The following is a 16,411-nucleotide window of genomic DNA, read 5'->3' as shown; positions in this document are numbered from 1 at the left end:
TTTTATCAACACGAAAGTATAGCAGTGTTGATTTTTTTTTTCACCTTTGCATTCCTATGAACTTTGAGTTAAACAATATCCCAATACGGACGCTCAAGCCTCGGAATAATGGGATAACGATGGTGATGGATAAAGGTATGAGCACCAGGCAAGCTCAGGATTTCATTGAAGTTGCAGCACCTCATACTGATATCGTAAAATTGGGATGGGCAACATCCATGGTTACTCCAAAGCTTGAGGAGAAATTACAGATCTATCGCGACGCAAAGATGCCTTTTTATTTTGGTGGCACCTTGTTCGAGGCATTCTTAATAAGGAATCAATTTGATGCATACCGGAAAGTGCTGGATAAGTACAAAATGGAATACGCAGAGATATCTGACGGATCAATCACCTTGCCTCATGAAGAGAAATGCAAATACATTGAGCTTTTAAGTAAGCAGGTGACCGTTATATCGGAAGTTGGATCCAAGGACGATAAAAAAATCATAGCGCCCTATCGTTGGATCGAGCTTATAAAAGCGGAGTTGGCTGCCGGGTCATGGAAGGTTATTGCAGAGGCAAGAGAAAGTGGTAATGTGGGAATTTATCGTGAGACAGGGGAAGTGCGGCAAGGACTCATTGACGAAATATTAACGCAAATTCCGCAGGAATGTATTATTTGGGAAGCTCCTATTAAAGCCCAGCAAGTATGGTTTATCAAATTGATCGGTAGCAATGTCAATTTGGGCAACATCGCTCCGCAAGAGGTCATTCCTTTAGAGACGATACGCTTAGGCCTTCGCGGCGATACCTTCGATCACTTTATTTCCATGTAGTTTCTCTTAGGGGAAAAACATCGTGAATTTGTGTTTGTTAAGTTTCTAATGAAAGATGGGAAGATGCAATTCCCGGATTATTATAATAGTGATGAAGAAATTTGGATTGATTGGATATCCGCTTAAGCATTCATTTTCTAAGCAATATTTTAACGAAAAGTTTGAAAGAGAAGGTCTTAAAGATTATCATTATGAATTATTACCCCTTCCAAACATCAGCGATCTACCTGATTTATTAAAGCAACAGCCCGAGCTTTGTGGACTGAATGTAACGATCCCACATAAAATCGGCGTGATGTTTTACCTAGATAAAATATCCCCTGAGGCCAAAGAAATCGATGCGGTTAATTGCATTAAAATCGTAAAATCCAATCCTGTGGAGTCTTTTTTTAGCGGCGAGATGTGTATGAAAAAGGTGCAGTTAGAAGGATATAATACGGACGTTTATGGCTTTGAAGAATCATTAAAGCCTTTATTGAAAAGACAGCACACCAAAGCGCTGGTACTGGGGAATGGAGGTGCCGCGCGAGCGGTATTTTACGTTCTGAAAAAGTTGGGAATAGATTATGAGGTTGTTTCGAGAAGGGCAAATGCTAAGCAATTTTCATATGAGCAATTGAATAAGGAAATCATTGAGGGGCATTCACTCATTATCAATACTACGCCCCTAGGAACTTTCCCAAAAGTGGATGAAAAGCCGGAAATTCCCTATGAATTTGTGGGTGAACGCCATCTTTTATACGATTTGGTTTACAACCCGGAGGAAACGGCCTTTTTAAAGGAAGGAAAAGAACGCGGGGCCACCATAAAGAATGGCTTAGAAATGCTGCACCTGCAAGCGGAGAAAAATTGGGAAATCTGGAACGCTTAAACAGGCGAATCGCCGATTTTAGCAAGGGGCCCGCTAAGGAAACCGTACGAATTACTTAGCGCCATTCTCTGAAACCGTCTTCCCAATGCGGCTACACGTTCATGTAACAATCCCCTATATCTCTTTAAAGTATAACACGGCATTATATTAAGCGACGATCCTATTTAACCAAAGGGCTACTTCAGGAGCTTGGGGGTTGCCAGGAACTTAGGCAAATTTATAGGGTCGGTGTCGCGAATCACAAGCATTTTACCTAAGTTTGCTTATTATGATATACGTAAAAAGGTTTGAAAATAATCCCTTTGCGGAAAACACTTATATTCTGTATGATGAGACGCGTGCTTGCGCCATCGTTGATCCGGGTATGTATACGGAAGCAGAGGAGAGCGTGGTGCTTCAATTTATTAAAGGCAATAATTTGCAGCCCGCGCTGTTATTGAATACCCATTGTCATATAGATCACGTTTTAGGAAATAAGCTCATTTACGACGAATTTGGCCTCCTTCCTCAATTTCACGAACTGGAAGCGGCGGTTATGTCAGATGTTCAGGTACGGGCACCGATGTTTGGATTGCGCTATGAGCAGTCGCCCATACCAATGGAATTTTTACCAGCAGAAGGAAATATAAACTTTGGCAACACCACCTTAGATCTTATCTTCGCGCCAGGCCATTCTCCGGGTCATCTTTGTTTTTATCATGCAGGGGAAAAACTACTAATCGGCGGAGACGTTTTGTTTAGAGGAAGTATTGGAAGAACCGATCTTCCGGGAGGAGATCATCAGCTGTTGCTGAAAAACATACGTGAAAAGCTTTACCGTTTACCAGATGAGACGATTGTGTATCCGGGGCACGGACCTGAAACGCGTATTGGTGAGGAAAAGGCTAGTAATCCTTTTGTCAGGGCGTAAAGAAAGTTAATATGAACACGGCTAACTTTATTGCCAAGCGGTACCTTTTTTCCAAAAAATCTGTCAATGCAATTAATGTCATATCAGCCATCAGTATGATCGGTGTGCTGGTGGCAAGCGGTGCTTTAATTGTCATACTCTCGGTTTACAATGGTTTAGAAGGACTTGTATTGAGTATGTACAGCTCCTTCTCGTCGGAATTGCGTATCGAGCCAGCATCCGGAAAGGTCTTTAAGGAAGACGTCGCCGTTTTCCAACAGATAAAAAAAGATCCGCGGATCCTTAACTATAGTTGTGTTTTACAGGAGAAAGTTTTATTAAGATATAAAGACTACCAGTATATAGCGAGCATGAAGGGCGTCGATTCATCATATGAGCTGAATAAACCGTCGGCGAGCCTGCTATGGGACGGGGAATTCGTACTACAGCAAAATGGAATAGATTATGCTGTATTGGGCGCGGGGGCATATTCGAATTTAGGGGTAAGCCTAAACAATATATTAGCGGAGGTCGAGGTATTCTCGCCAAAAAAAGGCGTCCGATCGGCGCTTAATCCGGCCGATGAATTCAATGTCCGGAATATCGCTCCGGTGGGTGTTTTTAAGGCACAGCAGGAGCTGGACGATTTGTTGATTGTTCCCTTGGATTTTGCCCGCGAAGTGTTGGGCGAATACGAGGAGGTTTCGGCGATCGAAATCAACCTTAAAAAAGGAATAGGATTAGCCAGGGTTCAACAAGATATTCAAAAGCTGTTAGGCGATAGGTTCGTTGTAAAAAACAGGGTCGAACAGAATCCCGGCCTTTATAAATTGCTGAATAGCGAGAAGTGGATGGTTTTTTTCATCTTAGCTTTTGTGTTGGTGATTGCCGCATTCAATATTGTCGGATCGTTGACTATGTTGGTGATTGATAAGCAGAAGGACGTGGCGGTGTTGAATAGCTTAGGAGCGCCCAATTCATTAATAAAACGGATTTTCTTTTTAGAGGGAATTTTTATTTCGATGATAGGCTGTATAGGTGGCTTAGTACTAGGGGCGGTTTTTTGTATGATACAGGAAAAGTTCGGGTTAGTCCGAATGGGCACAAGTACGATTGCCTCTGATGTCTATCCCGTAGCGATGCGTTGGGGAGATTTTCTGCTGGTCTTTCTAACGGTATTGTTGGTTTCCGGGACAGCATCGGCGATATCATCGCGTTTGAGTGTTAGAAATATGGAGCAATTAAAAGCGTCAGAGTAGGAATTCTGAATGCTTATTCTTAATTTATTACGGTGACAACAAAGGAAATTTTACAACAATATCAAGAACATAAAGGAGTGGTATCGCTGACGAAGGCGATTCAGGAAGGCAAGCCTAAGGTTCAGTTAAAAGGGTTGATCGGATCGGCAGACGCTTTTGTGGCTGTTGCCAGCTACCAACTTCAAGAAAGGCCTTTTGTTTTTGTACTGCCCGACTATGAGGAAGCAGCCTTTTTTTTAAGCGACTTGGAGGGGCTGTTGGATAAGCAGGTGCTTTTCTTTCCCTCATCTTATAGAAAGCCCTTTGATTTCACCCAAGCGGATAGTGCGCATGTCCTGCAACGAGCGGAAACGCTGAACACACTCAATCACATCTCCGAACTGCCTAAGCTGGTGGTTACCTACCCGGAAGCGTTGGCCGAAAAGGTGATCAACAGAGACGAGCTGAGCAAGAATACCTTGGAGATTGCTGTCAATGCGAAGCTGGATATTGATTTCATTAATGAGTTTTTAATTGAGTATGACTTTGAACGGGTCGACTTCGTTTATGAGCCAGGACAGTTCGCGGTGCGCGGGGGCATTGTTGATATCTTTTCATTTTCAAATGATTTGCCCTATCGGATCGAGTTCTTCGGGAATCTGGTAGAAAGTATTCGGACTTTTGATATTGAAAATCAGCTTTCGGTTAATAAAATGCATACGGTAACCATTGTTCCCAATGTGCAGGCCAAGTTTCTTACAGAAAACAATATTTCCCTATTAGAGTATATTGATGACGATGCAGTGATTTGGCTGAAAGACGTTCAGTTTACGTTGGACATTGTCCAGAACGGATACAAAAACGCTACTAAGTTGTGGTCGGCACTTTCTGCGCAGGATAAAGAGCACAATCCGGAATGGATCGACCCCCGGTTCAGCTTCAGTGATGAGAAGATGCTTGCCAACCTGTTTCAGGACTTTCCCTTAATAGAATTTGGTAAGCAATTCTTCTACAATTCTGACCATCAAATACATTTCGCACAGCGGCCCCAACCGTCTTTCAATAAAGATTTTGGTTTGCTCATCCATAATATCAAAGAAAATGAGGGCAAAAAAATCGCTAATTACATTTTTAGCGATTCTTCTAAACAGATCGAACGTCTTTTTGCTATTCTGGAAGATTTAGACAAGACCGCCAAGTTCGTTCCTATCAGTATTGCTTTACGGGAAGGCTTCAGCGACGAGGAGCTTAAATTGGCATGCTATACCGACCATCAAATCTTTGATCGTTATTACAAATACAAGCATAAAAAGGGTTATGCTAAATCACAGGCCATTACATTAAAAGAGCTACGGGATCTTAAACCCGGAGATTATATTACGCATATTGACCATGGAATAGGAAAGTATGCCGGCTTGGAGAAAGTAGAAGTTAATGGCAAAATGCAAGAGATGATTCGGTTAGTTTATGCGGACAATGATTTACTGTATGTCAATATAAACTCCTTAAACCGGATTAGTAAATATTCAGGCAAAGAGGGAACTGCTCCCAAAATGAACAAGCTGGGAACCGATACCTGGGATAAACTTAAGAAGACCACTAAAAAAAAAGTTAAGGATATTGCCCGGGATCTGATTAAGCTTTATGCGCAGCGAAAGGCACAAACCGGTAATGCCTTTAGTCCCGATACCTATTTACAAAACGAATTGGAGGCCTCTTTTATTTATGAAGATACGCCGGATCAAGAGAAGGCCACCGGTGACGTAAAACGTGATATGGAGGCCCCTCATCCGATGGATAGACTGGTTTGCGGCGATGTTGGCTTCGGTAAAACAGAAGTGGCCGTAAGAGCGGCCTTTAAAGCGGTTGCCGATAGTAAGCAAGTGGCCGTCCTTGTTCCCACAACCATTTTGGCTTTACAACATCACCGTACATTCTCCGAACGGTTAAAGGGTTTCCCTTGCAATATCGATTATATCAATCGATTCAAAACCGCCAAACAAATTAAAGATACACTGAAAAGGCTTTCCGAAGGCGAGATAGATATCGTTATCGGAACGCATCGATTAGTAAGTAAAGACGTAAAGTTTAAAGATCTTGGCTTACTGATTATTGATGAGGAACAGAAATTCGGCGTCGGTGTGAAAGAAAAGCTCAAGCAATTGCGGGTTAATGTGGATACATTGACGCTCACCGCGACGCCCATTCCTCGGACTCTTCACTTTTCACTTATGGGGGCGCGCGACTTGAGTATCATCAGTACCCCGCCGCCTAATCGTCAACCCGTACAAACAGAATTGCATGTATTTAACGAGAAATTGATACAGGAAGCGGTTGCTTATGAAATCAATAGAGGCGGGCAGATTTTCTTTATTCATAACCGCGTGCAGGATCTTCCTCAGTTGGGAGGAATGATTGCGAGGCTGGTGCCCCAAGCGCGGTGCGGGATTGCTCATGGACAATTAGAAGGGGACGCATTAGAGGATGTGATGCTCAAATTTATAAATCACGAGTTTGATGTATTGGTTGCAACTACAATTATTGAGGCAGGCTTAGATATCCCAAATGCGAATACCATTATTATAAACCATGCCCATATGTTCGGTCTGAGCGATTTACACCAAATGCGGGGAAGAGTTGGTCGGTCCAATAAAAAAGCTTTTTGTTATCTATTGTCGCCCCCCCTGTCTACCCTTACGCCGGAGGCCCGCAAACGGCTTAGTGCCATCGAAGAGTTTAGTGAGTTAGGAAGTGGCTTCAACGTGGCGATGAGGGATTTGGATATTCGTGGAAGTGGCAATTTGTTGGGTGCCGAGCAAAGCGGATTTATTGCCGAGATCGGTTTCGAAATGTATCATAAGATTTTAGACGAAGCTATTCAGGAATTGAAAGATGATGAATTTGAAGGCCTGTTTAAGGAGGAGAAATCCCGCGTATACGTTAACTTTACGCAAATCGATACCGACTTAGAGGTGTATATTCCAGATTCTTACGTTACCAATGTTGGCGAGCGCTATAATTTATATAATCAGATGGCGTCTTTGAAGACGGAAGAAGAGATCGCTTCTTTTGAGCAGGAACTGGCTGATCGGTTCGGCCCTGTGCCGCATCCGGTAAAAGAACTATTGAATACCCTTCGCTTACAATGGTTAGGAAAAGAGATCGGCTTTGAGAAAATCTCCTATAAGAAAAACGTATTACGGGGATACTTTATCAGTAATAAAAAGTCGCCCTATTTCGAAAGCGAACGTTTTGGAAAGATTTTGCAGTTCGTTCAGGCGAATCCTTCTATCTGTAATTTAAAAGAAGTGAAAGGAAGTTTGCGCATCGGTTTTGAAAGGATCCAGAGTGTTGACGAGGCCGTTACGCTTCTTCAGGAACTAGTTAATTAAGAGAATGGAGCCCAATAAAGAAATCCTTAAAGAACTAGTCGTTTATAAGATGCCTTATGGAAAATATAAGGATTGGCCTATATCGCGCTTGCCGGAAAGCTATCTCATCTGGTTTCGAAACCAAGGCTTTCCGAAAGGAAAGCTGGGTATATTACTAGCCACGATGTATGAGATTAAATTAAATGGACTGGAAGGTTTACTGTCTCCTCTGGAAAACGAAAAGTTCAACAAATAACTTCTCGGGTTGTTATAGATTAAATATATAACAAGCGTATGATTCAGTTAAAGATTATTTTAGGAAGTACAAGAGAAGGCAGAAAAGGGCCGGCCGTAGCTAATTGGGTGTTTGAGGTAGCAAAAAAGTATACCGCGTTCGAGACCGAGCTAATAGACCTTAAGCAGGTCAATTTACCTTTTATGGATGAGCCTGTTCATCCCAGGATGCAGCAATATACACATCAACATACCAAAGATTGGAGCGCAAAAATCAGCGCTGCGGACGCCTTTATATTTGTTACACCAGAATACAATCATGGCATGCCTGCACCGCTAAAGAATGCCTTAGATTTCCTGTTTAAAGAATGGGCGTATAAGCCAGTCGCCATGGTGGGCTACGGTGGGGTTGCTGGCGGTACCCGGGCAATACAACAGCTCAAACAGGTTACAAATACGTTGCAGATGTTCGCCTTTGATGGCCTATTATTAGCCAATTTTACAAAACAGCTAAATGAGGGAGGTGGATTTGCTGCAACCGAAGCCAATGAAAAAGCGGCGGAAGCGATGTTTGTTCAACTTCAGAAGCTACATGAGACGCTAAAGGAATTCCGTCAGTAATTTATTCGTGTCCCAACGCTTGGTGCAGAAATAATTTGAAGTCGTACATGGCTTCGGCGAAGTCTGATAAGCGTTTGATTGCCTCGTCGCCTGCGGAAAGCTCAGCATCACTTAAAGCGCTACTCGCCGTGAAGCTTTTTAGTTTAAGAAATTCGATATCCGGATGACTCGGATCATAACCGGCCGGAGCCTTTTTTAGTTTATCATCGTCGTTTAAAACGCACAGAGCAGTAAAATTTGGCGAACTGATAATCTGCCTAAATTGATCGCCATTATAATCAATTTCCTGTCGGATAGACGCGAGATGATCCTTCTCGGGGCGCCAATATCCACCAGCAATAAAGGAGTTGCCGGGTTCTATATGCAAATAATATTCAGGGCCGTTTAGTTTTCGTCCGGCAACTGAAATACCCGCACCGAACCAGTTTTTGTAAGGCGTTTTGTCTTTACTAAAGCGCGTATCCCGGTAAATTCTGAAAAGGCATTTAGAAACGGGAATGTCTTCGCTAATATAAAGGTCTATTTTCGACAGGGCGGTAATACATGCGGCTACGAAGTCTTTTACGTTTTGATGGGCCGAGTCATACTCCGCTCTGTTTTCCTGGAACCATTCTCTATTGTTGTTTTCCTTTAAGTTGGCTAAAAAATTGAAGGTAGACGGATAAATATGCATTACACTAAAAGTTTTTGCTACGGGATTCATCCCGTAGCAAAGATAAGCAATTACCAAAATAATAGATACAAGGCAGCAACTACCCCTACTATTAGGAGGGATCCGACGGCAAAGCCGGTATGTACCTTGAACATAGTGGTGTCCACTTCTAAGCCCTTCGGCTTCACACCACGCTTATTTTCGGCAATACTGATGAAGAACATCGCGGCGATACAGATGACGAAAACAAAAGCCATACGATCAAGAAATGGAATTTCGTAAATGCCTTCCGCATTCTCGACAGCAAAGCCAAGGGGAGCCAAAAAGGATAAATCCATTATATTCGGCAAAAATTTAAAAATAACTGAGAGGATAAAACCACCAACGGTTGCAAACATTGCCGCAGAGGAGGTTGCTTTTTTCCAGAAGAAGCCGAGGATAAACATGGCAAAAATGCCAGGCGACACAAAACCGGTATACTCCTGAATGTACTGGAAGCCACCCTTTTTATCTATCCCGAGGTAAGGAGAAATCACAATAGCCAAGAGCATGGACACAATAATGGTTGTTTTACCAACATTGACCAACTTTTTTTCAGAAGCTTCCGTATTGAAGATTTTCTTGTAAACGTCTAATGAAAATATGGTAGCGATACTATTGGCTTTACCAGCAAGGGATGCCACAACTGCTGCTGTGAGTGCTGCGAAAGACAATCCCTTCAAGCCTGTTGGCAATAAGTTTAATAGCACAGGATAGGCGTGGTCGGGATTTACGCTTCCATCTTGAATCATCTCCTCCTGAAAGTATCCTTCTTTGTATAATATATAAGCAGCTATTCCAGGAAGGACCACGATAACGGGCATTAGCAGCTTCAGTCCTGCCGCAAACAACAAACCGCCCCTTGCCGTTTTCAAATCGGCGCCTAAGGCGCGCTGCGTGATATACTGGTTGCATCCCCAGTAGTTGAGGTTTACAATCCACAGGCCACCAATCAGTACGGAGAGACCCGGTAAATCAAGGTAGTTCTCATTGTCTTTTCCGAAAATCATCTCAAAGTGGTCGGGAGCTTTCTCATACATAAGTCCTAAGCCGTTCAAGGCCCCTTGTACGCCAAAATGATCGGCAACTAAGTTCAGCGCGATGTAAGTGGTAGCCAATCCGCCGAGAATGAGGAAGAACACTTGGATGACATCGGTAAAACCAATCACTTTCATTCCGCCCAGCGTAATGATAATAGCGAATATGGCAAGCGCGAAGATACAAACAGTGAAATTTATCCCCGAAATACTGGATACCGCCAAGGCCCCTAAATACAAAATGGAAGTCAGGTTAACAACGACGTATAGCAATAGCCAAAAGACAGCCATGACGATACTGACGGTACTGTTATAACGCTGGTTGAGAAATTGCGGCATCGTGTATATCTTGTTTTTAAGATATACCGGAATGAAGAAGATGCCCACAATAATAAGTGTTATAGCGGCCATCCATTCATAAGCTGCAATCGCTAAGCCCATTTTAAATCCGGAGCCGCTCATTCCTATAAACTGTTCTGCGGAAATATTAGAAGCAATTAAAGAAGCTCCAATTGCCCACCAAGTTAAGGAGCCTTCTGCAAGGAAGTAGTCTTTGGAATCGGCAGTGAGCGACTTCTTTCTTTGGTATACCCAGTAGCCGTAGAGCGCTACGATCAAAAAATAAAAAAGAAAGACAAAATAATCGGTTGTGTGTAAGGTTTTCATTGGCCTTTTTTTATGGTGATTTTATTTTAGCACATTAAATCGATAAATGGTTTGTGACTGAAACGCTTGCTCTGCTTTTAGCAGCGTTGAAGGGAATTGCGGTTGGTTCGGCGCATCGGGAAAATGCTGCGTTTCAAAACAGAATGCGTCTTGTCGTGAATAGTGATTCCCCGTTTTCCCTATGTCTTTGCCCGTAAGCGCGTTTCCGGTATAAAACTGTATACCGGGCTCCGTTGTAAGTAGCTGAAGCTTAATGCCACTTTTCTCGGCATAAGCGGATGCCACGACAGGGTTCTTATCTGCGTTGTTTTTAGTCAAAACGAAGGTATGGTCATAGCCATATCCTCCCCTCTTAAGTTGCTCATCCTCTTTCGCTATGTCGGCCGATATTCGTTTCGGCTCACGAAAATCAAAAGGGGTACCGATTACCGATCGGACCTCTCCCAATGGGATCTGAACAGCGTCAATAGGAAGAAAAGCGTCAGCAGCGAGTTCAACCACATGATCAACGATCGTACCTGTTCCCTCTCCGTTAAGGTTAAAGTAAGCATGGTTGGTCAGGTTGATAATGGTATCCTTATCACTCTTGGCACGATAGCTTATTTGAAGCTCGTTGTTGTCTGTAAGGATGTAATCGACGGATACCGTTAACTGGCCTGGAAAGCCTTCTTCGCCGTCCGGAGAGGTATAATAGAATGTTACCTGATTTGGATTGTTGAGTCTTCGATCCCAGATTTTCGTATGGAAGCCCTGATTCCCTCCATGCAAGGCATTAGGGCCGTTGTTCGGGGCAACGTGGTATTCGTGTCCATCGAGTGCAAAGGCTCCTCTACTTATCCGGTTCGCATAGCGTCCGATAGTGGCGCCGTGATAGGGCTCATCCGCTTGCAAGTAATCGCTAATGGTGTTAAAGCCTAAAACGACGTCGACAAGGTTACCGTCCTTATCCGGAACGATGAGGCTGACTATTCTGGCACCATAGTTCGTTAGTGCCACCTGCATTCCCCGGTTGTTCTTTAATATAATAAGCGCAGTGGTCTTATCTCCTTCTTTCTTTTTAAAATCTTTAAGTAAGGGAAGCTGATACTTGGCCATGTTATATTTTAAGTTAAATGAACGACAGTTGTTCCAGAATTTATTTCAGCGATATAGTAGGGAATATTTATTCCGGTTTGTTCCTTATACGCTGCGGCAACTTCCTCGGCAACTTGCTCTGCCCGATCCGCTTTTACAAGATTGACCGTACATCCGCCAAAGCCCCCTCCCATCATACGGGCTCCTAAAACGTAAGGGTTGTTTTTTACCAATTGCACCAGCAGGTCAAGTTCCTTACAGCTCACTTCATATTGTTTTTCCAAGCCTTCATGTGTTTCGAACATGCGTTTTCCAAAGGCAGTAAAATCGTCCTTTTTTAAGTCTTCACAGGCAAGCTGAAGTCGGCTAATTTCGCTTACTACATAGCTGCATCTTTTGTAAACAATTTCGTCAATCGGCTTAACGTATTTGAGAAGCATTTCTTCCGAAGCGTGTCTTAAGCTCGTAACGGAAGGCTCATGCTTAGCGATGAGTTCTACGCCTTTTTCGCATTGTTCTCGGCGTTCGTTATAGGCGGAGGACGCTAAGGAGTGTTTCACCTGTGTATCGAGCAGCAGAATTTTAATATCAGTCGTGTTAAAAGGTATATACTCGTAAGAGTAGTCTGCACAGTCTAATTTTATAAGATGTTGTTCTTTGCCAAAGACGCTGGCGAATTGATCCATTAAACCACAGTTTACGCCGACAAATTGGTTTTCAGCGGCCTGTGATAATAGCGCTATATCTAATTGCGCTAGATTAAGATTAAAAACGGTACTTAAAGCAAAAGCGGTAGCGCATTCAAGAGCTGCTGAGGAAGATAAGCCGGCTCCTTGTGGTATATCGCCTGTAAATGCAATGTCGATCCCTTCCGTAATAGCGTAATTGTTTAACTGCAATTGTTCAATTACTCCTAAAATATAGTCGGGCCACAATTTGTCGGTCTTTTTTATGGCATCCAGCGTTGTTTCAAAAGAGTCGGAGAGATCAATAGCATAAAGACGAACTTTATCGGTGCCGTTTTTTGCAATGGCTAAGTATACATTTTTATTGATAGCTGCCGGTAGAACGAGGCCTTCATTATAGTCGGTATGTTCTCCGATAAGGTTAATTCTTCCAGGCGAGCGGACAATTAAGGGTTCTTGACTAAAATTTTCGATAAATGATCTTTTTAGGTTGGCAGCTTTAATCATGCTTTTGTTTATAAAGATTTAGTTTGTAAATGTATTGGATGAAACATTAAAAAGCAAATGGATTGTGTTAAAAATACACTGTTTGCCTATTCTCCGTGGATATATTGGGTATAATCTGTGAAATTGCATGTACAAAAACCGGTTACAAGCTAGTTGGTCAAAAAACGGAAAAAATATTTTTGTTTTGATTTACAGTCTGTTATGTACTATTTGTGCTTTTGCAAGCTACTATGTATTGCATAATACCTACTAAAACATATATCTTTGTTATATGATAGTAGAAAATACACAAACCCAAATGAGGAAGGGAATACTCGAATACTGTATTCTGTCGATTATTTCCCGGGGAGAAATATACGCCTCAGATATCATCAATGAGCTCAAGGCAGCTCGCTTGTTGGTGGTAGAGGGTACGCTATATCCTCTGTTGACCAGGTTAAAAAACAATGAGCTGTTAAGTTATATCTGGAAGGAATCCAATTCAGGGCCGCCAAGGAAATATTACCAGATAACTGCAGCTGGCGAGGAAGTACTGAAAGCCCTGGATGAAACGTGGAACGAGCTCGTGTTTGCCGTACAGACCTCTACTTCGCCGAGAAATATAGAAGAGAAAAGAGACACCAACCTTTAATAAATTTGATTAGCCATGAATAAAACGATAATAATAAATATAAACGGCATAGTTTTTCACATTGAAGAGGATGCTTATGACGCCCTGCGGTCGTACATGATCGATGTAAAGAAGCATTTTGCTTATACAGAAGACAGTAAAGAGATTGTTGGCGACATTGAAAATAGGATAGCAGAGATGTTTAACGAACGGATTGTTCCGGGAAAGAAAGAAGTCATCACTATGCAGGACGTGGAAGAGGTTTGTGCGCAGATGGGAAAGGTGAGCGATTTTGAAAGCGAAAGCACCGGTGAAGCCTACGACTATTCGCAATCGACCTATTACGGTTCGAGTTATTCTGGTGCTCGTAAATTATACCGAGATCCCGACGACAAAGTATTTGGCGGTGTCTGTTCGGGCTTAGGGCACTATTTAGATATCGAAACGCTGTGGGTTAGGTTGGCAATGGTTCTTCTTTTTGTTTTTGCTGGAACAGGGTTTTTGCTGTACATCATACTCTGGATTGTGGTGCCAATAGCCAAAACGCGTGCTGATCGCATGGCAATGCGTGGCGAGGCGCCTAACTTACAGAATTTCAAAAGGAATTTCGAAGAGGAAATGGAGGGCCTCCGAGGAAATTTTACGATGGCCGGGGAAAGAATCAAACCCGGCCTAAATAAAGCTGCCGACTCTTTGGAGGGTGCTGCCAATTTTATTGCCAAGGCCTTTGTCGTCCTATTAAAAGTTATCGGGGCGCTTGTCATCTTTGGTTTGAGCGCCGGTATTATCGGCTTACTGATTTGCTTAGTTCTTGCAATTCCAGATTGGACGGGAGACGGCTTCGGCGGGTTTTACGATCCGGATTTTCCGATATATCTTGTCCCGGAAGCCTATAAAAACACGATTATTGTCGCGGCATTTTTCAGTTTAGCCATTCCTCTCTTAGCCCTTATCATCCTTGCCATCCGCATTGTGTTTAACAGGCGCATAGCAGGAAGTTATGTCGGTTTTGGATTACTCATCCTCTGGTTGGTCTCCGCAGGAACCCTTTCTTATTATACCATCCAAACGACGCAAGACTTTCGGGAAGACGCCTCCATCGTGCAGGAGCGTATGTTGGCGCCTTTTCCCGCTTATTACCTCGATGTGAATGATGTGAATGTGATCAAGAAGGTCGACACAAATGGCAATTCGTTAGACTCTTTGGGAACCATTATAAAGTCTAATCGCAAGAGAGGGAATCTTCGGAATATGAACGCAGTAGACATCAGTATTATCAAAGGAGAAGGCAAAGGGCCCGCAAAATTGGTGCAGGAATTTCACGCTAGCGGTAAGAATTTCGATTTAGCCGCTAAAAGAGCCGAGCGCATCATTTATAATGTTCAGCAGCAAGCACAGCACGTTGTATTTGATAACAATTCAACCTTGCCCAAGGGAGAGCTCATGCGCGATCAACGCGTAAGCATCAAGATGCTATTGCCGGTAGGTGCAAAATTATTCGTAAGCAATGACGCCGACCGACATATTCGAAATTTGCCCGTTTGGCAATGCCGGGAGCATTTTTCGGAGGAGAACCGGGCGTCTTATACGGAATGGATTATGACCGAAGAAGGACTCAAGTGTATTGCTGAAATGGCGGAAGAAGAGCATGCGCTTCCCGCGGATTCAATTCGCACTGGGAATTGAGAGGAAATTGGGCAACACATTATGCGACGAATGCAAGCGAGATCCTTTTCTGTGCGTTATAAATATGTAAATTAGTGCCAAAAACAGACTTATGGATACTGCCAAACTTTATCAGCTTTTTCAGAAACATCCGAGTATATCTACCGATACACGAAATATTCTTCCGGGATCCATTTTTTTTGCACTAAAGGGCACTACATTTAATGGGAACCAGTTTGCAGAAAAGGCTTTGTCATTAGGGGCTAGCTTCGCTGTTGTAGATGAGCCGGTGTTGGCCGAAAACGACAAGGTCCTATTGGTTTCGGACGTTTTAGAAACTTTACAAAATTTAGCAAGATACCATCGTGACCAGTTAGGGATACCTCTTATCGGCATTACGGGGACAAACGGAAAGACGACAACAAAAGAGCTTTTGCACGCAGTGCTCTCGCAAAAATTTAATACATACGCCACAAAAGGCAACCTAAATAATCACATAGGTGTGCCCTTAAGCATTTTGTCAATTAAACCCGACGTGGAGGTAGCCATTATAGAAATGGGTGCCAACCATATCGGAGAAATAGCTTTTTTGTGCAGCATTGCAAAGCCCGGGTTGGGACTTATCACGAATGTCGGGAAAGCCCATTTAGAGGGATTCGGCAGTTTCGAGGGGGTGAAGCAAGCCAAGGGAGAATTGTATGTTTGGTTAGAAGCGCATAAGGGTGTTTTGTTTTTGCAGGGAGATAATAGTCATTTATTAGCCATGGCTAACAACAAGACCTTCAAGGAGATTATCACCTACGGCATGAACAAAGCGAACAGTGTGAGCGGTGAGTTGCTGGCCGTCAACCCGGTGTTAACGCTACGGTGGGACAGTTTCAAGGCCTATGGGTGCGAAAACCAGTCGGTATTCACCCATCTTACAGGATCATATAACCTTGAAAATGTATTAGCGGCAGTGGCGGTGGGTCTATATTTCGGACTAAAGCCGGACGAAATCAATAAGGGGATAGAGGCATATAAGCCAAGCAATAACCGGTCGCAAATAACTGAAACAGGAAAAAATACGGTCATTTGTGATTACTATAACGCGAACGCCAGCAGTATGTCGGCCGCTCTGGATAATTTAGAGAGCCTCGATGCCGGAGAAAAGGCAGTTATATTGGGCGATATGTTCGAGTTGGGAGAAGAAGCGCCTCAAGAGCATCGACGCCTCATTGAACGGGTTAACGCGATGCCGCTTAATCGGAAAATTTTTGTCGGCAAAAACTTTTTTGAGCAGAAACAGGCGGGCGGGGACGATATGGAATATTATGAAAACCTGGATGCTGCCAAAGAAGCCCTGCAGTCGCACCCACTTGTTAACAGTACGGTTCTTTTAAAAGCATCAAGAGGAATGGCCTTTGAGCGCTTGTTAGTACTATTATAAGCAA

General features: G+C 43.1%; 14 protein-coding genes. 10 read left to right on the top strand and 4 right to left on the bottom strand.

The window, feature by feature from the left end; genetic code table 11:
• Positions 1-56: 56 nt before the first annotated feature.
• The 7 genes from EPX21_RS07105 (at position 57) to EPX21_RS07075 (ending at position 8,042) form a co-directional block, all read left to right on the top strand.
• Positions 57-818 (top strand): phosphosulfolactate synthase, encoded by a 762-nt coding sequence (locus EPX21_RS07105; protein ID WP_134088974.1) that lies wholly within the window; start codon positions 57-59, stop codon positions 816-818.
• A gap of 91 nt (positions 819-909) precedes the next feature.
• Positions 910-1,689 carry a shikimate dehydrogenase gene (locus EPX21_RS07100; protein ID WP_134088973.1) on the top strand — a complete coding sequence of 260 codons (780 nt, stop codon included), beginning with the start codon at positions 910-912 and terminating at the stop codon, positions 1,687-1,689.
• Positions 1,690-1,957: 268 nt separating this feature from the next.
• Positions 1,958-2,599 (top strand): MBL fold metallo-hydrolase, encoded by a 642-nt coding sequence (locus EPX21_RS07095; RefSeq protein ID WP_134088972.1) that lies wholly within the window; start codon positions 1,958-1,960, stop codon positions 2,597-2,599.
• A gap of 11 nt (positions 2,600-2,610) precedes the next feature.
• Positions 2,611-3,837 (top strand): FtsX-like permease family protein, encoded by a 1,227-nt coding sequence (locus tag EPX21_RS07090; protein WP_134088971.1) that lies wholly within the window; start codon positions 2,611-2,613, stop codon positions 3,835-3,837.
• 32 nt (positions 3,838-3,869) lie between these two features.
• Positions 3,870-7,208 carry a transcription-repair coupling factor gene (gene mfd, locus EPX21_RS07085; RefSeq protein WP_134088970.1) on the top strand — a complete coding sequence of 1,113 codons (3,339 nt, stop codon included), beginning with the start codon at positions 3,870-3,872 and terminating at the stop codon, positions 7,206-7,208.
• Between the two features lie 4 nt (positions 7,209-7,212).
• Positions 7,213-7,443, top strand: a complete 231-nt coding sequence (locus EPX21_RS07080) for a DUF3820 family protein (protein WP_134088969.1) — start codon at positions 7,213-7,215, stop codon at positions 7,441-7,443.
• 38 nt (positions 7,444-7,481) lie between these two features.
• The gene (locus EPX21_RS07075) at positions 7,482-8,042 is read left to right on the top strand and encodes an NADPH-dependent FMN reductase (RefSeq protein WP_134088968.1); all 561 of its coding nucleotides are present in this window, start codon (positions 7,482-7,484) and stop codon (positions 8,040-8,042) included.
• Position 8,043: 1 nt separating this feature from the next.
• Here EPX21_RS07075 and EPX21_RS07070 read toward each other — a convergent pair whose 3' ends face one another.
• From EPX21_RS07070 to EPX21_RS07055, 4 genes are read right to left on the bottom strand one after another with little or no spacing between them, the layout of a single operon-like run.
• The gene (locus EPX21_RS07070; RefSeq protein ID WP_134088967.1) at positions 8,044-8,715 is read right to left on the bottom strand and encodes a DUF2461 domain-containing protein; all 672 of its coding nucleotides are present in this window, start codon (positions 8,713-8,715) and stop codon (positions 8,044-8,046) included.
• 50 nt (positions 8,716-8,765) lie between these two features.
• Positions 8,766-10,436 carry a sodium/sugar symporter gene (locus EPX21_RS07065; RefSeq protein ID WP_134088966.1) on the bottom strand — a complete coding sequence of 557 codons (1,671 nt, stop codon included), beginning with the start codon at positions 10,434-10,436 and terminating at the stop codon, positions 8,766-8,768.
• A gap of 21 nt (positions 10,437-10,457) precedes the next feature.
• Positions 10,458-11,531, bottom strand: coding sequence for an aldose epimerase family protein (locus tag EPX21_RS07060; RefSeq protein ID WP_134088965.1), 1,074 nt, complete (start codon positions 11,529-11,531; stop codon positions 10,458-10,460).
• Positions 11,532-11,539: 8 nt separating this feature from the next.
• On the bottom strand, positions 11,540-12,703 hold the full coding sequence (locus EPX21_RS07055; RefSeq protein WP_134088964.1) for a galactokinase: 1,164 nt from the start codon (positions 12,701-12,703) through the stop codon (positions 11,540-11,542).
• Positions 12,704-12,974: 271 nt separating this feature from the next.
• On the opposite strand from EPX21_RS07055, the gene EPX21_RS07050 reads away from it, so the two are divergent.
• From EPX21_RS07050 to murF, 3 genes are all read left to right on the top strand, one after another.
• Positions 12,975-13,334: a PadR family transcriptional regulator gene (locus EPX21_RS07050; protein WP_134088963.1), complete on the top strand. Its 360-nt coding sequence runs from the start codon at positions 12,975-12,977 to the stop codon at positions 13,332-13,334.
• Positions 13,335-13,349: 15 nt separating this feature from the next.
• Positions 13,350-14,999 carry a PspC domain-containing protein gene (locus tag EPX21_RS07045; protein WP_134088962.1) on the top strand — a complete coding sequence of 550 codons (1,650 nt, stop codon included), beginning with the start codon at positions 13,350-13,352 and terminating at the stop codon, positions 14,997-14,999.
• A 91-nt stretch (positions 15,000-15,090) separates the two neighbouring features.
• Positions 15,091-16,407: a UDP-N-acetylmuramoyl-tripeptide--D-alanyl-D-alanine ligase gene (murF, locus tag EPX21_RS07040; protein WP_134088961.1), complete on the top strand. Its 1,317-nt coding sequence runs from the start codon at positions 15,091-15,093 to the stop codon at positions 16,405-16,407.
• Positions 16,408-16,411: the final 4 nt, after the last annotated feature.

This window comes from Olivibacter sp. XZL3, assembly GCF_004368405.1.
GTDB lineage: Bacteria > Bacteroidota > Bacteroidia > Sphingobacteriales > Sphingobacteriaceae > Olivibacter.
The sequence above is the reverse complement of the archived record's forward strand: the minus strand, read 5'-3'. Positions and strand labels throughout refer to the sequence as shown.

Coding starts and splice junctions, on each gene's coding strand:
- EPX21_RS07105 (WP_134088974.1), top strand. CDS start 57: ATGAACTTTGAGTTAAACAATATCCCAATACGGACGCTCAAGCCTCGG.
- EPX21_RS07100 (WP_134088973.1), top strand. CDS start 910: ATGAAGAAATTTGGATTGATTGGATATCCGCTTAAGCATTCATTTTCT.
- EPX21_RS07095 (WP_134088972.1), top strand. CDS start 1,958: ATGATATACGTAAAAAGGTTTGAAAATAATCCCTTTGCGGAAAACACT.
- EPX21_RS07090 (WP_134088971.1), top strand. CDS start 2,611: ATGAACACGGCTAACTTTATTGCCAAGCGGTACCTTTTTTCCAAAAAA.
- EPX21_RS07080 (WP_134088969.1), top strand. CDS start 7,213: ATGGAGCCCAATAAAGAAATCCTTAAAGAACTAGTCGTTTATAAGATG.
- EPX21_RS07075 (WP_134088968.1), top strand. CDS start 7,482: ATGATTCAGTTAAAGATTATTTTAGGAAGTACAAGAGAAGGCAGAAAA.
- EPX21_RS07070 (WP_134088967.1), bottom strand. CDS start 8,715: ATGCATATTTATCCGTCTACCTTCAATTTTTTAGCCAACTTAAAGGAA.
- EPX21_RS07065 (WP_134088966.1), bottom strand. CDS start 10,436: ATGAAAACCTTACACACAACCGATTATTTTGTCTTTCTTTTTTATTTT.
- EPX21_RS07060 (WP_134088965.1), bottom strand. CDS start 11,531: ATGGCCAAGTATCAGCTTCCCTTACTTAAAGATTTTAAAAAGAAAGAA.
- EPX21_RS07055 (WP_134088964.1), bottom strand. CDS start 12,703: ATGATTAAAGCTGCCAACCTAAAAAGATCATTTATCGAAAATTTTAGT.
- EPX21_RS07050 (WP_134088963.1), top strand. CDS start 12,975: ATGATAGTAGAAAATACACAAACCCAAATGAGGAAGGGAATACTCGAA.
- EPX21_RS07045 (WP_134088962.1), top strand. CDS start 13,350: ATGAATAAAACGATAATAATAAATATAAACGGCATAGTTTTTCACATT.
- murF (WP_134088961.1), top strand. CDS start 15,091: ATGGATACTGCCAAACTTTATCAGCTTTTTCAGAAACATCCGAGTATA.